Genomic DNA, 20,584 nt, shown 5'->3' on the forward strand with positions numbered 1-20,584 from the left:
CTATGATGCTTGCCTTGGGCATGTTCGTGTTCAGCCTCTCGACGCTGGCTTATCAGGAGCTGCAACGCCAAACCGAATGGCGCCACCCCAGCAACAGCCGGGTAGGCGCTGCGCCTGCACGACAATTTGTTGGCCGAGGTGACGACATCATCACCCTACCCGGCATCATCTTCCCTGAACTGGCTGGCACAACGCTGAGCCTCGACGCGTTACGGCTGATGGCCAACACTGGCAAGGCATGGCCGATGATCGAAGGCAGCGGGCGCATTTACGGCCTGTGGGTGATCGAAAGCCTGAGCGAAACCAAAACTGTGTTTTTCCGCGACGGCACACCGCGTCGCATTGAGTTCACCCTCACGCTGAAACGTATAGACGACGATCAGCTCGACCTGATCGGCGCTGCTAGCAGCGCTGGCGTGAGTGTATTGCGAGCCTTGTTATGATCGACTCGGCACTATCAGACGTCGTGGGTTACGTGCAAAACACTGCTGATCGCATCCTGCGTGACGCGGTGTACCCGATCCCGGCTTTCCGTATCACCGTAGATGGCAAAGACATTGCCCACATCATCAGCCCGCGCCTGATCAGCCTTGAACTGACCGACAACCGTGGGCTGGAAGCCGATCAACTGAGCCTTACTCTGAGCGACCACGACGGCTTGCTGGCCATGCCTGCCAAAGGCGCGTTGTTGCGACTTTGGATTGGCTGGAGCGACACCGGGCTGGTGGATAAAGGCAGCTACACCTTCGACGAAATCGAACACAGCGGCGCTCCTGACATACTCAGCCTGCGTGCCCGATCGGCAGACTTGCGCAAGAGTTTCAAAATCAAACGCGAGCGCAGCTGGAGCAACAAAACCCTGGGCGACGTGATCCGCGACATTGCGCTCGGCAATGGTCTGAAATCTGCCATCGCAGAGAAACTGGCAGGGCTGCCGCTATTGCAACTCGACCAGGCCAACGAATCCGACGCCAACCTGATCAGCCGACTCGGTGAAGAATTCGACGCGGTGGCCAGCGTCAAAGCCGGTTGTCTGCTGTGCCTGCCTGCGGGCGGCGGAAGGTCAGTCACTGGCATCGCCCTGCCCCACATCACCCTTACCCGCGAAGACGGCGACCAGCATCGCTACCTACAAGCCGACCGCGACAGCTACGACGGCGTGCGGGCCTACTTCTACGACATCAACAGCGCCAAAAAGCAGCAGGCCATTGCCGGCGGCGGCGAAAACCTCAAAGACCTGCGTCACACCTACAGCGACCGCCAGTCCGCATTACGCGCGGCCCGTGCCGAATTCAACCGCCTGCAACGTGGCAGCGCGACCCTCAGCTACACCTTGGCTCGGGCGCGGCCAGACTTAATCCCGGAACTGACGTACACGCTGATCGGCGTCAAAGACGAAATCGATGAAATCATCTGGTACGGCGGCAACGTGCACCACAGCCTCAGCGCTGACAATGGCTACACCATGAGCCTGGAGCTGGAAAGCAAATTGCCGGAAGACGCGGTGGAGGACTTGGCGGAGGAAAATCAGAAAACCTATACCGGGGTCATCGCCTACTACCGGGATGAAAAAACGGGTACTGAAAAGACCAGGACTGCCGGCGACCAAAGCAAACCAAGACGGCTGCTGTGGCTGTACGCCAACAAAAACACAGCAAAGCGGGCGGTGGACCGGGAGTGGGCGCGGATGCAGGCCGCGAAAGAGCAAACGGAGAACCCCACGGTGACCGGGGGTTAATGGCAGACGGGGTTACTCAGCAAAGACTGTGATGGTCGTACCGCCGCCATCACGCTCGAATGCCTGACACTCGATGGCCATGCCCTTTCGCTCAATCGTCGCGATCTCGGTGTTGTCTTTCAGGGCTTCCTGGCGGCATTGCTTTGAAAACTTCACGACTTCGGCTGCTGGACGATGTGTTACCAGGTTGCCGGCAGCGCCGACCAGATCGTAGAAGGCAACATCAGGATCTGGGCCGTCCCATGTGACTGCGATGTTAGGCGCGCTCAAGGTGCAACTAACAGACAACGAAGCGTTTGGGCCGCTGGCGAACTCAGTGGTCTGTTTACCTTCGGTCTGTTTGGTCTGGGTGAGTGTAGTCTCTTGTTTGAGCGCAGACAGAATAGTGTTGCAGGAATCGGCATAGGCAGTACTGGCCACCACTAAGAAGATCCCGCCACCCACAATCCTTGCTACAAAATGTTTGCCCATAACGTTCTCAGTCCACACTTTCAAATCAATCATTCTTACGGCTTATTCGCCGACCTTCTTGGTCGGCGAATTGACAGCTGCCACGTCAGCAGGGCCACATTGCTATTTATCCATCTTCATATGGATCATGGCTTAGCGCTAACGCCTCAGCAAAGCGCATTATCTTTTGCTGATCCTGCACTGACATTCTTCGGTATGCCATCAGCAAGAACCGTTCATCCTTGGTCATTAATTCCCTGTTGACGCCATCCTCCCCTGTACCAGTTTCCATTTCTGTTCGATTCAGCATGCTTCAACTCCAAAAGTGCATTGCTGAATCGACATTACTGGGGGTTGGAAAAAACCCAAATTTCGAGATTGGCCTTTATTTCTGACTAAGCCCCGCTGGCACCTCAGCCATTGCCCCCACAATTCGATGCACAGCTTTTTGGTCATCTTCGGTTAGCTGCCTGTAGAGACTAACCAGTCGCTCTTCTGACGAACTCAGACCTTCTACGGCACGCGTTGCTCGAACCCCGGTCAATACGTAAAGGACGTCTACCCCTGCCGCAGCCACGGCCGAAAGATAAGCAGTATCGGGGTTTCGTTCCCCTTTTTCATAGCTGCCTTGGGTGTTGCGATTGACGCCACCCAACTGGGCAAACTCGTCTTGTTTAAGGCCGAGAAGCATCCGTTCTTCACGCAAGCGTTCGCCCGCGCTAACACCCTGGAATTCTCCAGATGCACAACTTTTCAAACATTCACCTTTACAGGCCCAAATATTTGGGCATAATTGGCAGCACACGAACACGAAAGAACACGAATGAACACTATGCCCGCCATCCTGACAACCGAGCAAGCCCGCGAGAACTTTGATCGCAATGGCATCAGCATTGCCGAGTTCTGCCGCCAGCATGGACTGAACCGTCACATGGTCAGCGACCTATTAAATGGCCGAAAGAAAGGACGCCGCGGCGAAGCACACCGGGCTGCCGTTTTACTCGGCATTAAAGACGGTGTGATCACAAACTAGGGCCTCTGGCTCCAAGGAGAAACCAGAAGATGAAACGCCCAGTTCTAGGCACCCGAAAAGACGTGGTCAGTGCAGTGATTTGTAGTTATCCCGGTGGCCGAGCGTATGCCGCTGCCAACCTCGGCATGAATCTCAAAAAGTTTGATAACCAGGCTTACGAAAACGCCGGCAGCCGTCCGTTAACGGATGAGCACATTTTCAGGCTTGAGCAGCAAGCGGGTACGACCTTCCTGCCCAGCTATGTAGCCACGATGTACGGAGGCATGTTTGTGCCGTTGGCTGCACCGGGCACGCTGGATAACGTCGATTTATTCAGCCGTTCAGTTAAAGCCGCCGCCAAGCGCGGTTGTGTCGATCAAATCATTGCGCAGGCGTTAGACGATGGCGTGATCGAAAAGCATGAAGCTGAAGCCATCATCAACGCCTTGAGCCTTTATATGTCCGCCCGTTACGCCGAAGTGCTCGCGACTATCCAGCTCTACAGGGCAGGAGCCGCGTCATGAGCACCTACAAGCTGGTTTGCCCTCACTGCCTGTCCCGCATGCGAATCCGCACCAGCGAAGGCACGCACATTTTTCTGCGCGTCGCATACCTGCAATGCACTAACGAAGCCTGTGGTTGGTCAGTGCGCGCTGAATTTGAAATGACCCACGAGATGAGCCCCAGCGGCATGGCGAATCCCTCGGTCAAGCTGCCGATTGCCAATGTCGCTCTACGCCGTGCAGCTATGACGACTTCAACCGATCACCCCGACCTGCTGGACCAACTGGAAATGGAGCGTGCGATATGAATACGGCAACCCACACCGAGCATCAGGAATATGAGACCAGCATGCAGTTGGCAGCACTGTTCTTTTTGCAACGCCATCAAGCCGAGCACCTGGGCAATGATCAGTTGCTATTTAGCCGTGCCGTGCAGCACTTGACCGGCAGTCTTGAGGTACCACTGCACATGGCTGAAAAGCTGGTTACGCGAGCTTATGGCGAGTTGAAGTGCAGCATTAACCGCCACCAACTGGATGTTAAGGCCAGCTCTACCACTGTCGCCGTGGTGACTGACCCATCCAGCGGCCTGACGTGGGCGGTTCCGGTCAATCTGATTTACGAACGCATCATCAACGTAGCGGGCAATCGTCGGCTGCGCCTCGTTACACACTAACCCTTAACCACCCTTCTCCAGACCTGTTTGCAATGGGTTTGGGTGAGCTACGCCCAAAATTTGAGGTGGACCATGAAACAGCCGGTCGAAATCAGCGCCGAACTGACCCAGCAAGAGGCTGAGCTGCTGCTTGCTGAACTGCGTGGACGCTATAGCCAGGCACTGAACGAAGCCTGGTACGCCGATCAGTTCCGCCTGATACCCGAAGGCATGCGTCATGGCTCCATTCTCAACGCCATGCCGGTGATGGCCGCCCAAAAGCGCCTGCTGGGCGCGCTCACACACAGCCTCAGAGCAGTGAAGTAATCCCGATGAATATGGAACATGAACTGCGCGTCGAAGTGCTCAAGCGACTTGAGAGCGACTACGATCTTAAACACCGCTCAGGCACCCACTTTATGCGTGGCGGTCGCTGCCCGGCATGCGGCAAAAAAGAGTTGTACACCCACCACAAAAACCCGTGGTTGATCATTTGCGGCAGGGAAGGCAAATGCGCGCAAAGCTGGCACGTCAAAGAACTGTATGAGGACTTGTTTGACGACTGGACTAACCGTGCGCCTTCAACCGACCAGCATCCCAATGCAACTGCCCGCGCCTATCTGGAGTTTGCCCGCGGCTTTCGTTTTGAGCTGATTCAGGGCTGGTTTACCCAGGACTCCTTTTACTCGGCCCAACACAACGCGGGCAGCGCGACGGTCCGTTTCGCCCTTGAAAAAGGGGGCTACTGGGAACGCCTGATCGACCGCCCTCACCGCTTCGGCAAGCAGAAAGCCCGCTTTAAACAAGGCGAAAGCTACAAGGGTGTGTGGTGGTGCCCGCCGTGCATCGATCTGCTTGAAGTCAAAGAACTGTGGATTGTCGAAGGCATTTTCGATGCCATTGCCCTGGTACACCACGACATCGCTGCGGTTTCTGCCATGTCATCTAACGCCTTCCCCGAAGCGTCCCTGAAAGAGTTGTCACGGCAACGCGGCCGCAAGTTGCCCAAGCTGATTTGGGCACTGGACAACGAACCAGGCGCGCACCGCTACACCAAGCGCTGGGTACGTATGGCCCGCGATCTTGGCTATGTGTGCGAAGCCGCGCAAATCCCGCAGCAGGACAGCCGCAAGCACGACTGGAATGACCTGCACCAGCGCTGGATCGTGATCGACGACCTTGATAAACGCGCAGACCGCATAGCCCAAGACCTGAAAGCAGCCCGGTATCACGGTGCTCTATTGATTGCGCAAAGCGCTGCTGAGAAAGGCGTGCTGATGTACGAATGGCGCGAACGGCACGAGTTCCACTTCGGATTCGACAGCCGCCTGTATTGGTTCAAGATGGATTTATTGAAATTCGATAAGGCCATGCAGACCCTCGACTCTTCTGAGCGCCAAGAAGACCAAGTACTCACCGATAAACAGCGCCGCGACAAGGCCTTGCGCCAATGTGGCGGTGTGGTGGAAATCGCCAACTGCTACCCACAAGCGTTGTATTTCCAGCGCAACGAAGTGACGGACGAGTCCTGGTACTACTTCCGCATCGACTTCCCGCATGACGGCGGCAGCGTCAAAAATACCTTCACAGGTGGTCAGGTCGCAGCAGCCAGCGAGTTTAAAAAGCGCCTGCTGGGGATGGCTGCCGGCGCAGTCTTCACCGGCAGTGGCCAACACCTCGACAAGATCATGAAAGACCAGCTGTTTGGCCTGAAAACTGTCGAAACCATCGATTTTATCGGTTACAGCAAACAGCACGGCAGCTATGTGTTCGGCGACATCGCCGTGCGCAACGGCGTGCTCAGCGAGGTCAACAAAGAGGACTACTTTGAGTTCGGCAAGCTGCGTTTGAAGACGCTGCAAAAATCCAACCCGATGCACATCCAGCGGGACGCCAAGGAATACCGCGAAGACTGGCTCCCCATGCTCTGGACGTGTTTCGGGGCAAATGGTGTGGTCGCGCTGACCTTCTGGTTTGGCTCACTGTTCGCAGAGCAAATCCGGGCGCAGTACAAATCCTTTCCATTTCTGGAAGCCACCGGTGAAGCCGGCGCCGGTAAAACCACGCTGCTCACGTTCCTGTGGAAGCTGCTGGGACAGGAAAAGGAAGGTTTCGACCCGTCCAAATCCACCCGAGCAGGCCGGCAACGGGCGATGGGCCAAGTGTCCAACATGCCGGTGGTGCTGATCGAAGGTGACCGCAACGAGCCTGACAAGCTGCACGCCAAGGGTTTTGATTGGGACGAACTGAAGGAATTTTTCGGCGGCGGCACCTTGGGCACGAAAGGCATGAAAACCAGTGGCAACGAGACTTATGAACCACCGTTTCGCGCCACCATTGCCATCAGCCAAAACGCTGCTGTCAGCGCCTCCGAAGCGATCTTGACCCGTATCGTCAAACTGCACTTTGCACGCCCTGCGGTGACCACAGAGAGCCGCATTGCCGCTGACAACTTGAACCAGATCCCGGTCGAGCTGCTGAGCCACTTTTTGCTGAAAGCCGTGCGTGCCGAGCCACAGGTGATGGCCAAGTTTGCCGAGCGCGTGATCGTGCACGAAGAACGCCTGCGCAAACTCAAAGAAATCCGCGTTGAGCGAATCATCAAAAACCACAGCCAGATGCTGGCCCTGCTCGACTGCCTGCGCTTGGTCTGTCCGCTGGATGAAAACCAACTGGCAACCACTCAACAGCAACTGGTGACGATGGCCCTTGAGCGCCAATCGGCTATCAGCGCCGATCACCCGCTAGTGGCCGAGTTCTGGGAAGTCTACGACTACCTCGAAAGCCTGGGCGAAGGCCCGCAGGTCAACCACAGCAACGATACAAAGCTGATTGCGATCAACCTCAACGAATTTGCCGAAAAGGCCAGCGAGCACCGCCAGAACCTGGCTGACCTCAAAACCTTACGCGCCCTGCTGGGTGACTGCCGCAGCCGCAAGCTGCTGGAAACCAACAAACCGACCTACAGCGTTATCCGTGCAGCCCAGTCGGCGGTAAACCCATTGTTCGACAAACCTAAAACCGTGCGCTGCTGGATTTTCCAGAGCGCTTAAACCGCTGTACCTATAGGAGCAACACCATGCAAAACGAACTGAAACAGGCAATCCGCTTTGACGACTTTTACGCGCTTTTTGGTGACAGAGGGGTTGTCGCAATGGCTTGGTGGCTCGGCGGGCAATTGGCTGAGTCCATCCGTGAAGAACAGTGGAGCTTCCCTTTTCTGCATATCTGCGGTGAAGCAGGAAGCGGCAAGACGTTTTTGCTGGAGTACTTGTCGAAACTGACTGGCCCGCAGTCGGTATCGCATCACGACCCAGTACGAACTACACGCACAGCACGCATCAGAACCATCACAAATCCAGCCAACAGAGTGGTTATCTATGAACCCACAGAGCCAACAGAAAGCGAGTTCGACTGGGATGAACTAAAGGCGCTTTACAACACCGCTAGTTTTTACATCCATTCCGGGAACACCGCTGAAAGTGTTGAACACACGTTCAAAGGCGCGCTGGTGATCTGCGCGAACCAACCCGTCGAATACAGCGAGGCAGTAGAAACCAGGCTCGCCCGCATCGTTTTGAATAAATCACATCACGCCAACCCCCGACAGGCCGAAAGCCTGCTTCAAATGAGCGCCGAGCAAGCGGGCATTTTCGGTCTGGCTATCACCCGCAACACAACCAAGTTGCTCAACGACATCAACAAGCTCGCCCCTACCTACACCGCCGCCTTGCTTAAGGAGCACGCAGATCAGTTGAGTGCGCGAACCGCCAAAAACGGCGGGCAACTCATGGCTTTAATTGACGTGCTCAACCTGATACTCGGCCTCAGCAATACACAACACACCAGTGCGTTGAGAGCGGTGAAGTACAGCGTTTGTGCTGAATTTGTACCGTATTAAGCAAGTGAGGCTGGCATAAGCCAGAAAATGAAGAGGTGTCGAGGAGTTGGCCCTCCCCGACACCAACCACTACTAAGGAGCACACCATGAAAGTGAAAAACCAAAGCAGCAGCGAAGTGAAGGCTACCACACCAGCCAGGCACCTTGTGGCCACCGCCATTATCGGAGCCGCGATGATCGGTTACCTGGTGCACAAATCGCCTGAGGCACGGGTGCGGCTGGAGAGCTTGAGCACTATGGCCCAAACCTTGGGTGAGTTATCAGAGCGCGATGCCGCAGTGGTTGCACAGTTGCTGGCCAGATCTATCGTCACAGGAGCGAACCAATGAATGACTCTCGCGTACAGGACAAGTTTGTGATCCGCTTGCCCGATGGCTTACGCCCGGAAATCGCTGCTGTAGCGTCGAGGAACCAACGCAGCATGAATGGCGAAATAATCAATCGACTGGAGCGCTCACTCGCCTTGGAGTTAGTTCTCGACCAAAAAAACAGGGTCATTGCCCAACTGCTAGACCGAATTACTGAATTGGAAGCCAAGCATTGAAAACTCTCTTTGTCCTGATGGCCCAATACAACGGGCAGGTGGTGATCCCCCTGGACAGGTTGTGCAAGGACTACTTCACCCACCTGACCACCAGTATGTTTGAACGCAAGGTAATGGCAGGTTTGATAAAAATCCCGATCACACGGATGGAAGCCAGCCAGAAAAGTGCCAAGGGCGTACACATCTCGGATTTGTCCGAGTATCTGGACGGCCAGCGCGCTGCCGCGATGAAAGAGAGTCACCAGCTCAACAGCGCACCGCGTAGCAGTTAATTTACTTCAATGTCCGGGCGCCCAAATTTACGGGCGCCTTCAGGACAACATCCAGCCACTGCCAGCCTGCATAGGCGTCACCTCTTCCCCGCAAATGCGTGTAACGGCGCATTGAATTCCAGTCCCGGTGCCCCGATACGCTGGCGACCCTGGGAATGTCCCAGTCCATTTCAAACAGTCGGCTGACGCCTTCGTGCCTCAGGTCGTGAAAATGCAGGTCCTCGATCCCAAAAAACTTGCAGGCGCGTGTCCAGGAAGCGGATATGGACTCAGCGTTGTAGGGGAATATTTCCTCTACTGCCTTGGGCATTGTCTTAATGATGGCCATTGCTTCGGGTGGCAAATGGCACCAAACGTCGTTGCCAAGTTTCTGCCCGGGATTTTTCATGTCCCGCACCAGGACACGGTTGCCCTCTTCGTCCAGGTCAGACCACTTGATACGGGTGATCTCTTCTTGGCGGCGCGTGGAGAACATCGCGAAGGCGGTCATCTTGAGCATGTTGATTGAACTGGGGCGGTAGGCAAGGATGCCTTGGAAGTGTGTCAGCAGCTTGTCCAGCTCATCGAGTGTCGGGCGTCTGTCGCGTTCACGGCTGCGCATGTTGTAACCCAGCTTGCGCAATACCTTGCGCGCATCACCCATCGCGTGAGGATCAACCTGATAGCCCCATGCGGGGCGGGCGATGGATAAAACGGCGCCCAAATGCGCCAAATCATTACCGGCTGTCTGCGGCAGCACACCGCCGCCTTCTGGCCCCATTCGCCAGACCGCATACTCGACCAGTATCTGGCAGTTCAAGTCCTGGTCATTTATCTGGCCCAAGTAGGATTCGCTGATCGCTTTGAGCGTGGCCAGCTTGGTTTTTCCCAGTGCACGGGCTTTTTCCATTTCGAGCACGTAGCGCTCGATCATTTCCTTGACCGTAGCGCCTTCGCGGTTTGCCCGCTCAATCGCGCCGGGTTGGTCAAGTTCAGCTTCACGCTTTCGAATCCACGCTTGAGCCGTCTGTTTGCGGGTGAATGTCTGGCTCTCTTGGTAAACTTGCGCCCCATCACGGATCAGGCGAATTTGTGCCGTGTAACTGCTGCTGCCGTTGGTGCGTTTGCGTACTCTGATCGTGGCCATAGTCAACTGGTACAATTCGAAAATGAGATGGTACATTGTACCAGCGACCTTCGAAAAACGCCCTAAAACCCCCTAAAACACGCTTAAAACACGTAGAGCAAAATGGTACAGAATTCAGCTACACCCCATGTAAACACAGGCTCTACGGTGTCCAGACGCTTTAGCGTGGCACCTATGATGGATTGGACAGATCGTCACTGTCGCTTCTTCTTGCGTCTTCTGTCCAAAAACGCTCTTCTTTACACCGAAATGGTGACCACTGGCGCACTCCTGCATGGCGATGCGGAGCGGTTTTTACGTCACGACGTGTCTGAGCATCCACTGGCTTTGCAACTCGGCGGCAGTACTGCCACCGATTTGGCGGCGTGTGCACGTTTGGCGCAGGAAGCAGGTTATGACGAGGTCAATCTTAACGTCGGATGCCCGAGTGATCGGGTGCAAAACAATATGATTGGCGCATGTTTGATGGCTCATCCTGCGCTGGTGGCCGATTGCGTGAAGGCGATGCGCGACGCTGTGTCTATCCCTGTAACGGTTAAACACCGTATCGGGATTAACGGACGCGATAGTTATGCCCAGCTGTGTGATTTCGTCGGAACTGTGCGCGAAGCTGGCTGCAACAGTTTTACAGTGCATGCCCGCATCGCCATTCTTGAAGGACTTTCGCCTAAAGAGAATCGCGATATTCCACCCTTGCGCTACGACGTGGCGGCGCAGTTGAAGACCGACTTCCCTGATCTGGAGATCATTCTCAACGGCGGGATAAAGACACTTGATCAGTGCATCGATCATTTGCAGGTCTTTGACGGCGTGATGCTTGGACGCGAGGCTTATCACAACCCGTACATTCTGGCCGAAGTCGATCAAAGACTGTTCGGTTGCACGCAGCCCGTCGTGACCCGCGCTCAAGCATTAGCCTTGCTGCGACCCTACATCGCCGAGCATATCGGCGCAGGTGGTGCGATGCATCACATCACTCGACACATTTTAGGATTGGGCCAAGGCTTTCCTGGCGCCCGTCGTTTCCGTCAGTTGTTGTCTGTGGATATTCACAGAGCCCAAGACCCACTGGCGCTGCTTGATCAAGCAGGTGAGTTGCTGGAAGGCCGATAAACGATTAGATACAAAAAAGGAGCCGTTCCTGCACAGGATGGCTCCTTTTTTTGCGCACTTGCATCAATGTCGCTCGAGGGCATTGACCAAATCATGGAACGCTTCGCGATTGGTATCGTTAAGGCTCATCAATATTTTGTGGGCTTCGAGCACTTTGACTTTCACAATCTCTTCAGACTGGTCCTGTGAAGGCAGATCTGTCAGGCAGTCTGGGCACGGCAAAGGCGTTTCAATGATATTGAAAACCTGATCGAAACCCATTGATTGCAACAGCCGCGTGATGTCTTCGTGAGTGGTCACCACTGTCGGCAACAAGCCCACTTTCTGGCGAGACAAAATGGACAGTTTCGCCAATAAACCCAGCGTGGTGCTGTCTATGCTGCGCGTCTCGGTCAGGTCGATCACGATGGCCGAAAAATTCAGCGCCGTGAAGATCCTCTCGATGGTTGCGTCCAGTGCTGAACACAAGGTCAGGCGCACTTCACCCACAAACTTCAGGACGAAGGTGCCATCCTGTTCGGCGAACTGAATTCTACCGGTACTCATTTAAGATTCCTGCTTAACACTAACAAGGCGATATCATCCGGCATCTCCCCGAGCGTAGCTAAACCAAACACTTGGCGCAGGCCGTCCAGGCTGCCACCCGCTGCTTTTACCAATTGAGGCAAAGCGGCTTCTTTCTCTTTGAGCGTCTGCTCGGTCAAAAGATCCAAAATACCGTCCGACATCAGCGTAAGGCTGAAAACGTGCGGCAATGTCATTACATGATCTTCATACGTAGCCTCATTGAACAAGCCTACTGGCAATCCGCGACCTTGCAAGTAGGCAACGCTGTCGGGCGTGTAGAGCACCGGCAACGGCAGGTGCCCGCCAATGCTATAGGTGAGCGTGCCGGCCTCTTCGTCAATGACGCCGCCCACCATGGTCACATGCTTGCCGAGCTTGCAGTTGATTAGCCCACGATTGATATGCCCCAGCACCTCTGACGGCTTGAACTCCGGCAATGTGCCGTTGCGCTTGGACTCAAACAACAAACGCGTGGTCATGAACTTGAGCAGCACGGTGACAAAGGCAGAAGAAGCACCATGACCCGAAACGTCTGCCAGGTAAAAGGCAACACGCCGCTCGTCAACCCGGAAGTAATCGACAAAATCGCCTGATAAATACAAGGAAGGAATGATCTGATGCGCAAAGTCGAACGCATCGATCGACCAGGGGCTGGGCGGCAGCATGTTCATCTGAACTTGGCGACCGGCGTTCTGATCTTCTTGTAACAAGTGCAAGCTGGCTTCGAGTTCGCGATTGGTCGACTCAAGCGTGTCGCGATAACGCTGGTTTTCAAGCAGCAATCTGGCCCGGTCCAATGCCCGATGAACGGAATGTTCAAGCACGGCCAGGTCTTCGAGTGGCTTGATCAAATAATCCGCCGCGCCCAAGCGCAGCGCTTCAACCACATCACTCATGACGCCCGCGCCAGAAATTACGATCACTGGCGTCATGGCCGATTGCTGAGTCACCTGGCGTATCAGTTCCAGGCCACCCATTTGCGGCATTCGCAGATCACAGATGATCAGGTCTGGCTGCTCTTGCTCAAACACCTGAAGGCCCTGCAAGCCGTTGCTGGCCTGGAGGATGCTGAATCCGCTGTCTTCCAGATAGGCCGCCAAACTGGCGCGCACGACTTCGTCGTCATCAATGATCAGCAGCGTGGCACTGGTTTTTGGCATGTGGGCAAACGGCGCCAGAATGAGGTTGGCGTATAAGCCCGGATAAAAAAGGCTTAACGACTGAATGTAGGTTTGAACACCCTAAACTCAAAATGAGCATTGCTCAATCCTACAAAGGTGCGTGTGTAAGGCGCAGACGGTACTCCCATCCGCGGGGGGTTTCAAGCTCAGCCCGATAGCGGTCTGCAACGCTCAACAGGTTAAATTCCCCAAGGTTATAAGAACCCTGCCAACGGCGACTAAAACCGACGTCAAGAAGCTGAAAAAGGCCCCGAAGGGCCTTTTAGAATGACGGTGAAAACGGCTTAAAAGTCGTCTTCAACCTGCCCGTCTTTAACTTTGAATTCACGGTTTTGCAGATACGCGTTGCGAATGAACACGTACTTGTCACCGGTGATCAGTTTTTCTGCCGACAGCAAGCTGGCGCGCGTATCGATCACGTCCATACCGATCGCCATGTTGCGCGCAGGGATGTCATTCATGTAACGGTACGGTTCGGCGTAGGTGTCCGGGTAAATGGCGACCGCGTCACGCACGGTGCTTGGGCCCAGCAACGGCAGCACGACATATGGACCGCTTGGTACACCCCAATGACCCAGGGTCTGGCCGAAGTCTTCATCGTTGCGTTGCAGGCCCATCTTGGTGCCAACATCAAAGAAGCCGCCCACACCGATAATGGTGTTCATCAACACGCGCGCTGTGTCTACACCGGCAGCATGTGGCTTGACCTGCAACACGTCGTTGGCCAGGTTGCGCACGTCACCGATATTTCGGTACATGTTGTGAATGCCATCTTCAAGAAATTGCGGGGTGATGAATTGATAGCCTTGGGCAATTGGCTTCAAGGCATAGGTATCCAGCGTGTCGTTGAACTTGAAAATGACACGATTTACCCCTTCCCACGGGTCATCTTCAGTCGCTGCATTCGCGGCAAATGGCAACATGGCCACACCGGCAAAGAGGCACAGTTGAGCGAGACGATCATTCCAGCGCATAGCAAAAAACTCCTTGGTAGCACTAATACTCGGGCGCTATGCCCTGGTTCTGGGCGGTAGTATAACGGCAATTGCCAGACAGACAGCCCCCTAAAATAAACATCCTGAGTTCAGCACCGACTTGTGCACCGATAAATGCCCTGCTCACTGCCAGATATCTAAGGGCAAAGCGCGCTGAACACAGTGTTTTCCTGTGAATGTGATGGAGATCATGCCAATCGGGCATCAGTGGATTAATCTAAAGACCCGCTTGATCGACCTTTTGTTCGTTACAACGGTCTATCTCACAGCCTCTCAATAAAGGATGAACGCTATGCCTGCCCGCGAACTGCAAGAACAACTCGACGCCCTGCGCGAGCAAATCGATCAGAACCCGCCCCTTTCTCAAGAAGAACGCGTCCACCTTAACGAACTGGCGCAGAAAATTGAGGCTCAGCTCAACCTCGAGCCTGCAACCAACGACACCAACCTTGCCGACAGCGTCAACCTGGAGGTAGAGCGCTTCGAACTTAACCATCCAACCGTGGCCGGCATCCTGCGTAACATCGTCCAGACCTTGGGCAACATGGGCATCTAAGTTCACCGCACCTCGCAAACAATAAAGCCCCGACTCATCCGAGCCGGGGCTTTATTTTGTCACTCAGGCGATCAAAGACCGGTTTGGCCGCTCATTGCAAGGTCCAGCAATTCACGGTTGGCGACTGCATACATCGCGTAGTCATTGCCTGTGGCGGCACGCAAGTCCACCAACATGGAACGCCAGCGCTCCACCATCGACTGATTCTGCTCAAGCCACAGCGCCAGCCGCGCTTCGATGCTGTCGCCAGCATCCGTCATCTGCAAGACCGAAACAGTAATCGCACGCTGCTGCCAGTCAATATCGTCCCGGAAGGCTTCACGAGCCAGCGCCTGCCAGTTGTTTTCGACCGGCAGATTGCTGATCTGCTGCAAGTACCAGGTCAAATCCAGTGCACTGCCCACGGCGAAATACGCCTTGGCCACGTCCGCCGCATTTTGCCCGGTCACGTCTGATGCCTCGATAATCGGCAGCAGGGTGTAGAGGTGCGTAGTGCCCGCCACCATGCGCGCCAACAGCTCTGGCACGCCTGCTTCAACGTAAGCCTGGTAACGGGTCTGCCAGCCCTCGCGCGTCGGGCCTTCCAGCAATTCATCGAGTTTTAGGCCTAGCGCAGCCAGGTGCGGCCCGAAATGCGCTACATCGCGCGCGGCATCCAGCTCATTACGACGGCTGCGCAAGAACCAGCGGGTTGCACGGCGGCCCAAACGCATCAGCTCATCCATCAGCGCCATCTGAATCTCAGCCGGTACTTGATAGTCCAGCGCTTCGATCTGACGGAACCAGTGCGGGAGATGGAAAATGTCGCGCACGATCACATAAGCACCCGCCACATTGGCTGCACTCATGCCGGTCGACTCTTTAAGCCGCTCGACAAAGGTGATGCCCATGTGATTGACCAGATCGTTGGCGATCTGGGTGCTGACGATTTCGCGCTTCAAACGGTGACGGCGCATGGCATCGGCGAACTTGCTCACCAGCATCGGCGGGAACGCCGTTTCCATGTCACGGGTCAGGTAATCATCATCGGGCACCTGCGAGTTGAGCAGCGCCTCCTTGAGATCAATCTTGCTGTACGAGATCAGCACCGACAACTCGGCACGGGTCAGGCCGTGGCCCGCCGCAACGCGCTCGTTGAGCTGTTCTTCAGATGGCAGGAACTCAATGGCACGGTCAAGCTTGCCACGGGCTTCCAGATCGTTCATCAGACGCTTGTATTCAGCGATCCGCTCATAAGCACGTCGCGCCGCCAATGAGATGGCTTGCGTCTGCTTATAGTTGTTGCCCAAGACCAGGCCGCCGACTTCGTCAGTCATGCTGCCCAGCAGCTGGTTGCGCTGCTTCTCGGTCATATCGCCCGCCTGCACCACTTCATTGAGCAGGATTTTGATATTCACTTCGTGGTCAGAGCAGTCCACGCCGCCCGCGTTGTCGATAAAGTCGGTGTTAGAACCGCCGCCGTTGAGGTTGAACTCAACACGCCCCAGCTGGGTCATGCCCAGGTTGCCACCCTCGCCCACCACTTTGCAGCGCAGCTCGTTACCGTTGACGCGCAACGCATCGTTGGCCTTGTCGCCTACATCGGCATGGCTTTCGCTGCTGGCCTTGACGTATGTGCCAATGCCGCCGTTCCACAACAGGTCGACTGGCGCCTTAAGCAAGGCATTGAGCAATTCGGTGGGGGTTAACTTGTCGGCAGTGATTGCAAAGCGCTCTTTCATCTCAGGCGAGATGGCGATGCTTTTCGCGCTACGCGAGAAGATCCCGCCGCCTGCCGACATGATGCTGGTGTCGTAATCTGACCAGGCCGAACGCGGCAAGTCGAACAGGCGTTGACGCTCGGCAAAACTGTTGGCCGGCTGCGGGTTAGGGTCGATAAAGATGTGCAGGTGGTTAAAGGCGGCGACCAGTTGCAGCGTGTCGGACATCAACAAACCGTTACCAAACACGTCACCGGCCATGTCGCCCACGCCGACCACACTGATGCTGTCTTGCTGAACGTTAATCCCGCGCTCTTTAAAGTGGCGCTGAACGCCCACCCAGGCACCTTTGGCGGTAATGCCCATTTTCTTGTGGTCATAACCGGCCGAGCCGCCCGAGGCGAACGCATCGCCCAGCCAGAAGCCGTAGTCGATCGCGATGCCGTTGGCGATGTCGGAGAACGTAGCAGTGCCTTTGTCGGCTGCTACCACCAGGTACGGGTCATCGTCATCATGGCGAACCACGTTCAAAGGCGGCACCAACGCGCCGTCTTTCAAGTTGTCGGTGATGTCCAGCAGACCGGAAATAAAGATCCGGTAGCAGGCAATCGCCTCAGCCTGAATCTCATCCCGACCGCCGCCCAGAGGCAGGCGACGCGGTACGAACCCGCCTTTGGCGCCCACGGGCACAATGACCGAGTTCTTCACCTGCTGGGCTTTAACCAGGCCCAACACTTCCGTACGGAAGTCTTCTTCACGGTCCGACCAGCGTAAACCGCCACGCGCTACGTTACCGAAGCGCAGGTGCACACCTTCAACCCGTGGCGAATAAACGAAGATTTCGAACTTCGGCACCGGCTTGGGCAGTTCAGGAATCAAATGCGGATTGAACTTGAAGCTGAAGTACGAACGGTTTTGACCGTTGGCATCCGGCTGGTAGAAGTTGGTGCGCAACGTGGCCTTGATCAGGTCCAGGTAGCGACGCAGGATGCGGTCTTCGTTGAGCACTTGAACGTCGTCGAGCGCCGTCAGAATCGCCTGTTCCAGACGCTGCTGCTTGTCTTCGAGGTCTTCACCCGTGAGCTTGCGCGCCAGATAGAAGCGCGTCTTGAACAGCCGCGTCAGCTCGCGAGCGATGTCGGTGTGGTTGTTCAACGTGCTGGCGATATAGCCCAGATCGAAACCCAGACGGATTTGCTTGAGGTAACGCGCGTAGGCTCGCAGCAACGCGACATCGCGCCAAGGCAGGCCGGCCGTCAGCACCAGACGGTTGAACGCATCGTTTTCCGCGTCGCCACTCACGATGTGCACGAACGCGTCTTGCAGCGTGTCGTTGAGTTGCTGAATGTCCAGATTCAAGCCTTCGCCCGCGGTAAAGGCGAAATCATGGATCCAGAATTCACGGCCATTGACGTGGCGTAGGCGGTACGGGAACTCGCCCAGAACGCGCAAACCGAGGTTTTCCAGAATCGGCAACACGTCGGACAGCGCCAACGGCGTATCGGCGTGATACAGCTTGCAGTGCAGCTCTTGCCCGGCGCTCTGGCCCAGCGGCTGATAGAAGCTCATGACCAGCGGGTTCTTGTCGCTGAGGCTCATCAGGTGTTGCATGTCGACCACGGCCGAGTGCGCGGCAAAGCGCTCGCGGTAACCTGCCGGGAAACCTTTCGGGAAATCAGTCAGCACCTTGGTGCCATTGGCTTCACCGAAACTTTCGACCACCAGGCTGGCGTAATCGTCCTGCCAGCTGCGGCAGGCTTGAATCACTTCTTTTTCCAGCAACAGCGGATCAATGTCGATCCGGTTTTTAGGATCGACCCGCAGAATCAGTTGCACGCGCGCCAGTACCGACTCCGAGAAGAAGGTCCAGAATTCGCAGTCCGATGCTTGCAGGCGGTCCATCAGCACTTGCTGGATTTTCTGCCGTACTTCAGTGGAGTAGACATCCCGCGGCACATAGGCCAGGCAGTAGCAGAAACGGCCATACGGATCTTTGCGCAGGAACACGCGAATCTTGTTGCGTTCCTGGATCTGCACAATTGACATCACCGTGCTGAACAGCTCGTCGACCGGGGTCTGGAACAGGTCGTCGCGCGGCAGGACTTCGACTACCTGCGCCAGTTCTTTGCCCAAGTGTGCCTTGGGCTGAAAACCCGAACGACGCTCTATTTCAGCCACTTTGCGACGGATATACGGGATTTCACGCACGCTTTCGCCGTACACCGAAGAGGTGTAGAGGCCCATGAAGCGACATTCCTTCACGACGTTGCCGTCAGCATCGATCTGGCGGATCGACACATAATCCGGGTACGCCGGGCGATGTACACGACTGGGGTGCGCGGCTTTGGCAAACGACAGCAACGTCGGTTCGCGCAGGTAGCTCACCGCATAATCTTCAATGCGCAGGTCTTCAGGGGTCAGCCCGGCGCGCAGCAGCTTGGTCAGGCCGAGGAACGAATTCGGGTCATATTCGATATGCCCGCCATCCGCTTCGTCGCGTACTACAAATTCTTCATAACCGAGAAAAGTGAAATGGTTGCCGACCAACCATTGCAGGAAACTCTTGATCTCGGCTTTTTCATCTTCGGCCACGGCGTACTGGCAGCTATCAATGCTCGACAGCAGCGCTTGGACTTTGGCTTTCATCGGCTCAAAATCGGCCACCGCGATGCGCACTTCACCCAGAACCTGTTCCAGTTCTTTGCTCAAGACATTCAATTCAGCAGTATTGGAGCAGCGATCAATCTCCAGATACATCAGCGACTCTTGCGAGATGCCTTCGCCCTGCGTGCCCTTGGGCAGTATTTCCAGCAATTCGCCCTTGCTGCCACGGCGAACGCTCAACACCGTGGTTTGCAAGGTATGGATGCTGTAGCCGCGACGGTTAAGCTCGGTGCGCACCGAGTCCACCAGAAAGGGCAAATCGTGGTGCAGCACTTCAACTGCCGTGTGGGTCGACTGCCAGCCATGGCGCTCATAATCGGGGTTGTAGACCCGCACTTGGGGCTGGGTCGGATCGAAACGTTCAAGCAGGCGCCAGGCCGACAGCGTACAGCCGGCGAGGTCGGACATGCGACGTTGCGTGAGTTCATCCAGAGAAATGATGCCGAAGAATTGTTCAGCAAACAGCGCCACTTGTGGCAGTGCCTGTTCACTGATGTGCTGGGCCAGTGCCGCTTGCAGTTGATGCTGGAAGTCGGCCTTGCTGGCTGCGGTGAAGAACGCCATCTGTGGTACTCCGCTTGGGCTTGTTATTGAGAGACGCGTCGCGTGCTATTCCCGCATGGGGAGCTGCCAGTGCTGCGCACGGCCTTCGATTGGCAATGGACCGTGAATCATCAGCGTGACAGGGAGGTGAAGCTGGCCGCGACCCAGGGGTCACATTCACGCTCCAGGAAGGGTATCTACAAAAACGACTGCCGGACTGGCCGACTGTGCCTTTAGAGATAGCTATCCCGGATGCAGCTTAACGAGTGAGCTATGCGCACTGCTTGCGGTGCTGCGACATATTCGGTCATCGGGATGCAACCTCATGCACGGTGAATGAACAACCCTAGCACTGCGAAACGATAAATCCCCACAGAAAAATCTGCTTATCTGTTGTCAGGCTGCGAAATGACTGATCGGCCACGGCCGTCCGCACGCCCTGCTTTGACATTCAGATCAGCACAAAAGTGCGCAGGCTGGCAAAATCGCGGTTTGATTGCTTTACACGCGCGCAGCGCCAGGAATGCCCCATGAAAATGACCACCGACCACTTGCTGGCCAACCCATGCGATGAAGAAGAAGACAACATGGCAATGCTCTGTTGTACCAGCGCGCCAAACGACATGTTCGTGATGAGTCGCTACCCGGACGAAGATGAACTGGATATCACCCTCAATGACGAGTTTTCGTCGCTCGACGGGGTGAACGACATGTTCGTGATGAGTCGCTACCCGGACGAAGATGAACTGGATATCACCCTCAATGACGAGTTTTCGTCGCTCGACGGGGTGAAAGTGACACTAAGCCCTACTCGCCTGCTGATCGAAGTCGCCGCCGATGACACGGATGTGTTCAATGGCGATGATCATCTGGAAATCACTCACAACACCGATGTTTCGTGCCTGGCCGACGTCGAGCAAACCCTGATCAACATCCTCAACGGCACCGGCACCTACGTCAGCGAGTTGAGCTGATCAGCCTTCAACCGGCAGGTCAGGCACAGGGGGCACGTAAAGCCCTGTGGCAGAACGCTCAGGGCTTCTATCGTTCAGCGTGATGAACAG

The 20,584-nt window shown here is 55.7% G+C and carries 23 protein-coding genes; 15 read left to right on the forward strand and 8 right to left on the reverse strand.

The annotated features are described in order from the left end of the window. The first annotated feature begins 2 nt into the window (after positions 1–2). Positions 3–443 (forward strand): phage tail protein, encoded by a 441-nt coding sequence (locus GYN01_RS12480; RefSeq protein ID WP_169964805.1) that lies wholly within the window; start codon positions 3–5, stop codon positions 441–443. After that, on the forward strand, positions 440–1,738 hold the full coding sequence (locus GYN01_RS12485; RefSeq protein WP_169964803.1) for a phage late control D family protein: 1,299 nt from the start codon (positions 440–442) through the stop codon (positions 1,736–1,738). Before GYN01_RS12480 ends, GYN01_RS12485 begins: the two co-directional genes overlap by 4 nt. Positions 1,739–1,750: 12 nt before the next feature. Here the strand turns inward: GYN01_RS12485 and GYN01_RS12490 are convergent, their stop codons facing one another. The 3 genes from GYN01_RS12490 to GYN01_RS22285 all read right to left on the reverse strand — a co-directional run bounded on the left by GYN01_RS12490 (position 1,751) and on the right by GYN01_RS22285 (position 3,104). After that, on the reverse strand, positions 1,751–2,242 hold the full coding sequence (locus GYN01_RS12490) for a hypothetical protein (RefSeq protein WP_169964800.1): 492 nt from the start codon (positions 2,240–2,242) through the stop codon (positions 1,751–1,753). A gap of 73 nt (positions 2,243–2,315) precedes the next feature. Next, positions 2,316–2,498, reverse strand: coding sequence for a hypothetical protein (locus tag GYN01_RS12495; RefSeq protein WP_169964798.1), 183 nt, complete (start codon positions 2,496–2,498; stop codon positions 2,316–2,318). Positions 2,499–2,573: 75 nt separating this feature from the next. Then, positions 2,574–3,104 (reverse strand): helix-turn-helix domain-containing protein, encoded by a 531-nt coding sequence (locus GYN01_RS22285; RefSeq protein ID WP_169964796.1) that lies wholly within the window; start codon positions 3,102–3,104, stop codon positions 2,574–2,576. Here GYN01_RS22285 and GYN01_RS12505 point away from each other — a divergent pair. The 10 genes from GYN01_RS12505 to GYN01_RS12550 all read left to right on the forward strand — a co-directional run bounded on the left by GYN01_RS12505 (position 3,021) and on the right by GYN01_RS12550 (position 9,075). Next, positions 3,021–3,221, forward strand: a complete 201-nt coding sequence (locus GYN01_RS12505; protein WP_169964794.1) for a DNA-binding protein — start codon at positions 3,021–3,023, stop codon at positions 3,219–3,221. The genes GYN01_RS22285 and GYN01_RS12505 overlap by 84 nt on opposite strands. Before the next feature lie 29 nt (positions 3,222–3,250). Next, positions 3,251–3,724 carry a YmfL family putative regulatory protein gene (locus GYN01_RS12510; protein ID WP_169964792.1) on the forward strand — a complete coding sequence of 158 codons (474 nt, stop codon included), beginning with the start codon at positions 3,251–3,253 and terminating at the stop codon, positions 3,722–3,724. After that, entirely contained in the window at positions 3,721–4,011 is a 291-nt protein-coding gene (locus GYN01_RS12515) for an Ogr/Delta-like zinc finger protein (RefSeq protein WP_169964790.1), read from the forward strand. Before GYN01_RS12510 ends, GYN01_RS12515 begins: the two co-directional genes overlap by 4 nt. Then, positions 4,008–4,379 (forward strand): hypothetical protein, encoded by a 372-nt coding sequence (locus GYN01_RS12520; RefSeq protein ID WP_203307230.1) that lies wholly within the window; start codon positions 4,008–4,010, stop codon positions 4,377–4,379. Before GYN01_RS12515 ends, GYN01_RS12520 begins: the two co-directional genes overlap by 4 nt. 72 nt (positions 4,380–4,451) lie before the next feature. After that, complete coding sequence (locus GYN01_RS12525; RefSeq protein WP_169964786.1) at positions 4,452–4,685, forward strand: hypothetical protein; 234 nt, start codon at positions 4,452–4,454, stop codon at positions 4,683–4,685. Between the two features lie 5 nt (positions 4,686–4,690). Continuing rightward, complete coding sequence (locus GYN01_RS12530; protein ID WP_203307231.1) at positions 4,691–7,411, forward strand: toprim domain-containing protein; 2,721 nt, start codon at positions 4,691–4,693, stop codon at positions 7,409–7,411. Between the two features lie 26 nt (positions 7,412–7,437). Further along, complete coding sequence (locus GYN01_RS12535) at positions 7,438–8,259, forward strand: hypothetical protein (protein ID WP_203307232.1); 822 nt, start codon at positions 7,438–7,440, stop codon at positions 8,257–8,259. A gap of 86 nt (positions 8,260–8,345) precedes the next feature. Beyond that, the gene (locus GYN01_RS12540) at positions 8,346–8,588 is read left to right on the forward strand and encodes a hypothetical protein (RefSeq protein WP_047294215.1); all 243 of its coding nucleotides are present in this window, start codon (positions 8,346–8,348) and stop codon (positions 8,586–8,588) included. Next, entirely contained in the window at positions 8,585–8,803 is a 219-nt protein-coding gene (locus GYN01_RS22480; protein WP_170046511.1) for an Arc family DNA-binding protein, read from the forward strand. The genes GYN01_RS12540 and GYN01_RS22480 overlap by 4 nt, the downstream gene beginning before the upstream one ends. Further along, entirely contained in the window at positions 8,800–9,075 is a 276-nt protein-coding gene (locus tag GYN01_RS12550) for a pyocin activator PrtN family protein (RefSeq protein ID WP_047294219.1), read from the forward strand. Before GYN01_RS22480 ends, GYN01_RS12550 begins: the two co-directional genes overlap by 4 nt. Position 9,076: 1 nt before the next feature. Here the strand turns inward: GYN01_RS12550 and GYN01_RS12555 are convergent, their stop codons facing one another. After that, a complete protein-coding gene (locus GYN01_RS12555) occupies positions 9,077–10,201 on the reverse strand; it encodes a site-specific integrase (RefSeq protein ID WP_203307233.1) in 1,125 nt (374 codons plus the stop codon). 102 nt (positions 10,202–10,303) lie between these two features. Here GYN01_RS12555 and dusA point away from each other — a divergent pair, with 102 nt between their 5' ends. Continuing rightward, positions 10,304–11,314, forward strand: coding sequence for a tRNA dihydrouridine(20/20a) synthase DusA (dusA, locus tag GYN01_RS12560; protein WP_203307234.1), 1,011 nt, complete (start codon positions 10,304–10,306; stop codon positions 11,312–11,314). 63 nt (positions 11,315–11,377) lie between these two features. Here dusA and rssC read toward each other — a convergent pair whose 3' ends face one another. The 3 genes from rssC to GYN01_RS12575 form a co-directional block, all read right to left on the reverse strand. Beyond that, positions 11,378–11,860, reverse strand: coding sequence for an anti-sigma factor antagonist RssC (gene rssC / locus GYN01_RS12565; RefSeq protein WP_048364970.1), 483 nt, complete (start codon positions 11,858–11,860; stop codon positions 11,378–11,380). Further along, positions 11,857–13,041, reverse strand: a complete 1,185-nt coding sequence (gene rssB, locus GYN01_RS12570; RefSeq protein ID WP_048364971.1) for a two-component system response regulator RssB — start codon at positions 13,039–13,041, stop codon at positions 11,857–11,859. The genes rssC and rssB overlap by 4 nt, the downstream gene beginning before the upstream one ends. 305 nt (positions 13,042–13,346) lie before the next feature. After that, the gene (locus tag GYN01_RS12575; protein WP_048364972.1) at positions 13,347–14,036 is read right to left on the reverse strand and encodes an MlaA family lipoprotein; all 690 of its coding nucleotides are present in this window, start codon (positions 14,034–14,036) and stop codon (positions 13,347–13,349) included. A 313-nt stretch (positions 14,037–14,349) separates the two neighbouring features. Here GYN01_RS12575 and GYN01_RS12580 point away from each other — a divergent pair, with 313 nt between their 5' ends. Then, complete coding sequence (locus tag GYN01_RS12580; RefSeq protein ID WP_048401889.1) at positions 14,350–14,613, forward strand: DUF4404 family protein; 264 nt, start codon at positions 14,350–14,352, stop codon at positions 14,611–14,613. A gap of 71 nt (positions 14,614–14,684) precedes the next feature. Here the strand turns inward: GYN01_RS12580 and GYN01_RS12585 are convergent, their stop codons facing one another. Next, positions 14,685–19,541 (reverse strand): NAD-glutamate dehydrogenase, encoded by a 4,857-nt coding sequence (locus GYN01_RS12585; protein ID WP_048401887.1) that lies wholly within the window; start codon positions 19,539–19,541, stop codon positions 14,685–14,687. Between the two features lie 509 nt (positions 19,542–20,050). Between GYN01_RS12585 and GYN01_RS12590 the strand changes: the two genes are divergently transcribed. Then, complete coding sequence (locus GYN01_RS12590) at positions 20,051–20,494, forward strand: hypothetical protein (RefSeq protein ID WP_203307235.1); 444 nt, start codon at positions 20,051–20,053, stop codon at positions 20,492–20,494. Positions 20,495–20,584 lie beyond the last annotated feature (90 nt).

This window comes from Pseudomonas weihenstephanensis (assembly GCF_016812185.1).
Lineage (GTDB): Bacteria > Pseudomonadota > Gammaproteobacteria > Pseudomonadales > Pseudomonadaceae > Aquipseudomonas > Aquipseudomonas weihenstephanensis.

Bases quoted from the DNA above. Each gene is read 5' to 3' on its own strand.
- GYN01_RS12480 (WP_169964805.1), top strand. From the start codon at position 3: ATGATGCTTGCCTTGGGCATGTTCGTGTTCAGCCTCTCGACGCTGGCT.
- GYN01_RS12485 (WP_169964803.1), top strand. From the start codon at position 440: ATGATCGACTCGGCACTATCAGACGTCGTGGGTTACGTGCAAAACACT.
- GYN01_RS12490 (WP_169964800.1), bottom strand. From the start codon at position 2,242: ATGATTGATTTGAAAGTGTGGACTGAGAACGTTATGGGCAAACATTTT.
- GYN01_RS12495 (WP_169964798.1), bottom strand. From the start codon at position 2,498: ATGCTGAATCGAACAGAAATGGAAACTGGTACAGGGGAGGATGGCGTC.
- GYN01_RS12505 (WP_169964794.1), top strand. From the start codon at position 3,021: ATGCCCGCCATCCTGACAACCGAGCAAGCCCGCGAGAACTTTGATCGC.
- GYN01_RS22285 (WP_169964796.1), bottom strand. From the start codon at position 3,104: ATGCTGGCGGCAGAACTCGGCAATGCTGATGCCATTGCGATCAAAGTT.
- GYN01_RS12510 (WP_169964792.1), top strand. From the start codon at position 3,251: ATGAAACGCCCAGTTCTAGGCACCCGAAAAGACGTGGTCAGTGCAGTG.
- GYN01_RS12515 (WP_169964790.1), top strand. From the start codon at position 3,721: ATGAGCACCTACAAGCTGGTTTGCCCTCACTGCCTGTCCCGCATGCGA.
- GYN01_RS12520 (WP_203307230.1), top strand. From the start codon at position 4,008: ATGAATACGGCAACCCACACCGAGCATCAGGAATATGAGACCAGCATG.
- GYN01_RS12525 (WP_169964786.1), top strand. From the start codon at position 4,452: ATGAAACAGCCGGTCGAAATCAGCGCCGAACTGACCCAGCAAGAGGCT.
- GYN01_RS12530 (WP_203307231.1), top strand. From the start codon at position 4,691: ATGAATATGGAACATGAACTGCGCGTCGAAGTGCTCAAGCGACTTGAG.
- GYN01_RS12535 (WP_203307232.1), top strand. From the start codon at position 7,438: ATGCAAAACGAACTGAAACAGGCAATCCGCTTTGACGACTTTTACGCG.
- GYN01_RS12540 (WP_047294215.1), top strand. From the start codon at position 8,346: ATGAAAGTGAAAAACCAAAGCAGCAGCGAAGTGAAGGCTACCACACCA.
- GYN01_RS22480 (WP_170046511.1), top strand. From the start codon at position 8,585: ATGAATGACTCTCGCGTACAGGACAAGTTTGTGATCCGCTTGCCCGAT.
- GYN01_RS12555 (WP_203307233.1), bottom strand. From the start codon at position 10,201: ATGGCCACGATCAGAGTACGCAAACGCACCAACGGCAGCAGCAGTTAC.
- dusA (WP_203307234.1), top strand. From the start codon at position 10,304: ATGGTACAGAATTCAGCTACACCCCATGTAAACACAGGCTCTACGGTG.
- rssC (WP_048364970.1), bottom strand. From the start codon at position 11,860: ATGAGTACCGGTAGAATTCAGTTCGCCGAACAGGATGGCACCTTCGTC.
- rssB (WP_048364971.1), bottom strand. From the start codon at position 13,041: ATGCCAAAAACCAGTGCCACGCTGCTGATCATTGATGACGACGAAGTC.
- GYN01_RS12575 (WP_048364972.1), bottom strand. From the start codon at position 14,036: ATGCGCTGGAATGATCGTCTCGCTCAACTGTGCCTCTTTGCCGGTGTG.
- GYN01_RS12580 (WP_048401889.1), top strand. From the start codon at position 14,350: ATGCCTGCCCGCGAACTGCAAGAACAACTCGACGCCCTGCGCGAGCAA.
- GYN01_RS12585 (WP_048401887.1), bottom strand. From the start codon at position 19,541: ATGGCGTTCTTCACCGCAGCCAGCAAGGCCGACTTCCAGCATCAACTG.
- GYN01_RS12590 (WP_203307235.1), top strand. From the start codon at position 20,051: ATGAAAATGACCACCGACCACTTGCTGGCCAACCCATGCGATGAAGAA.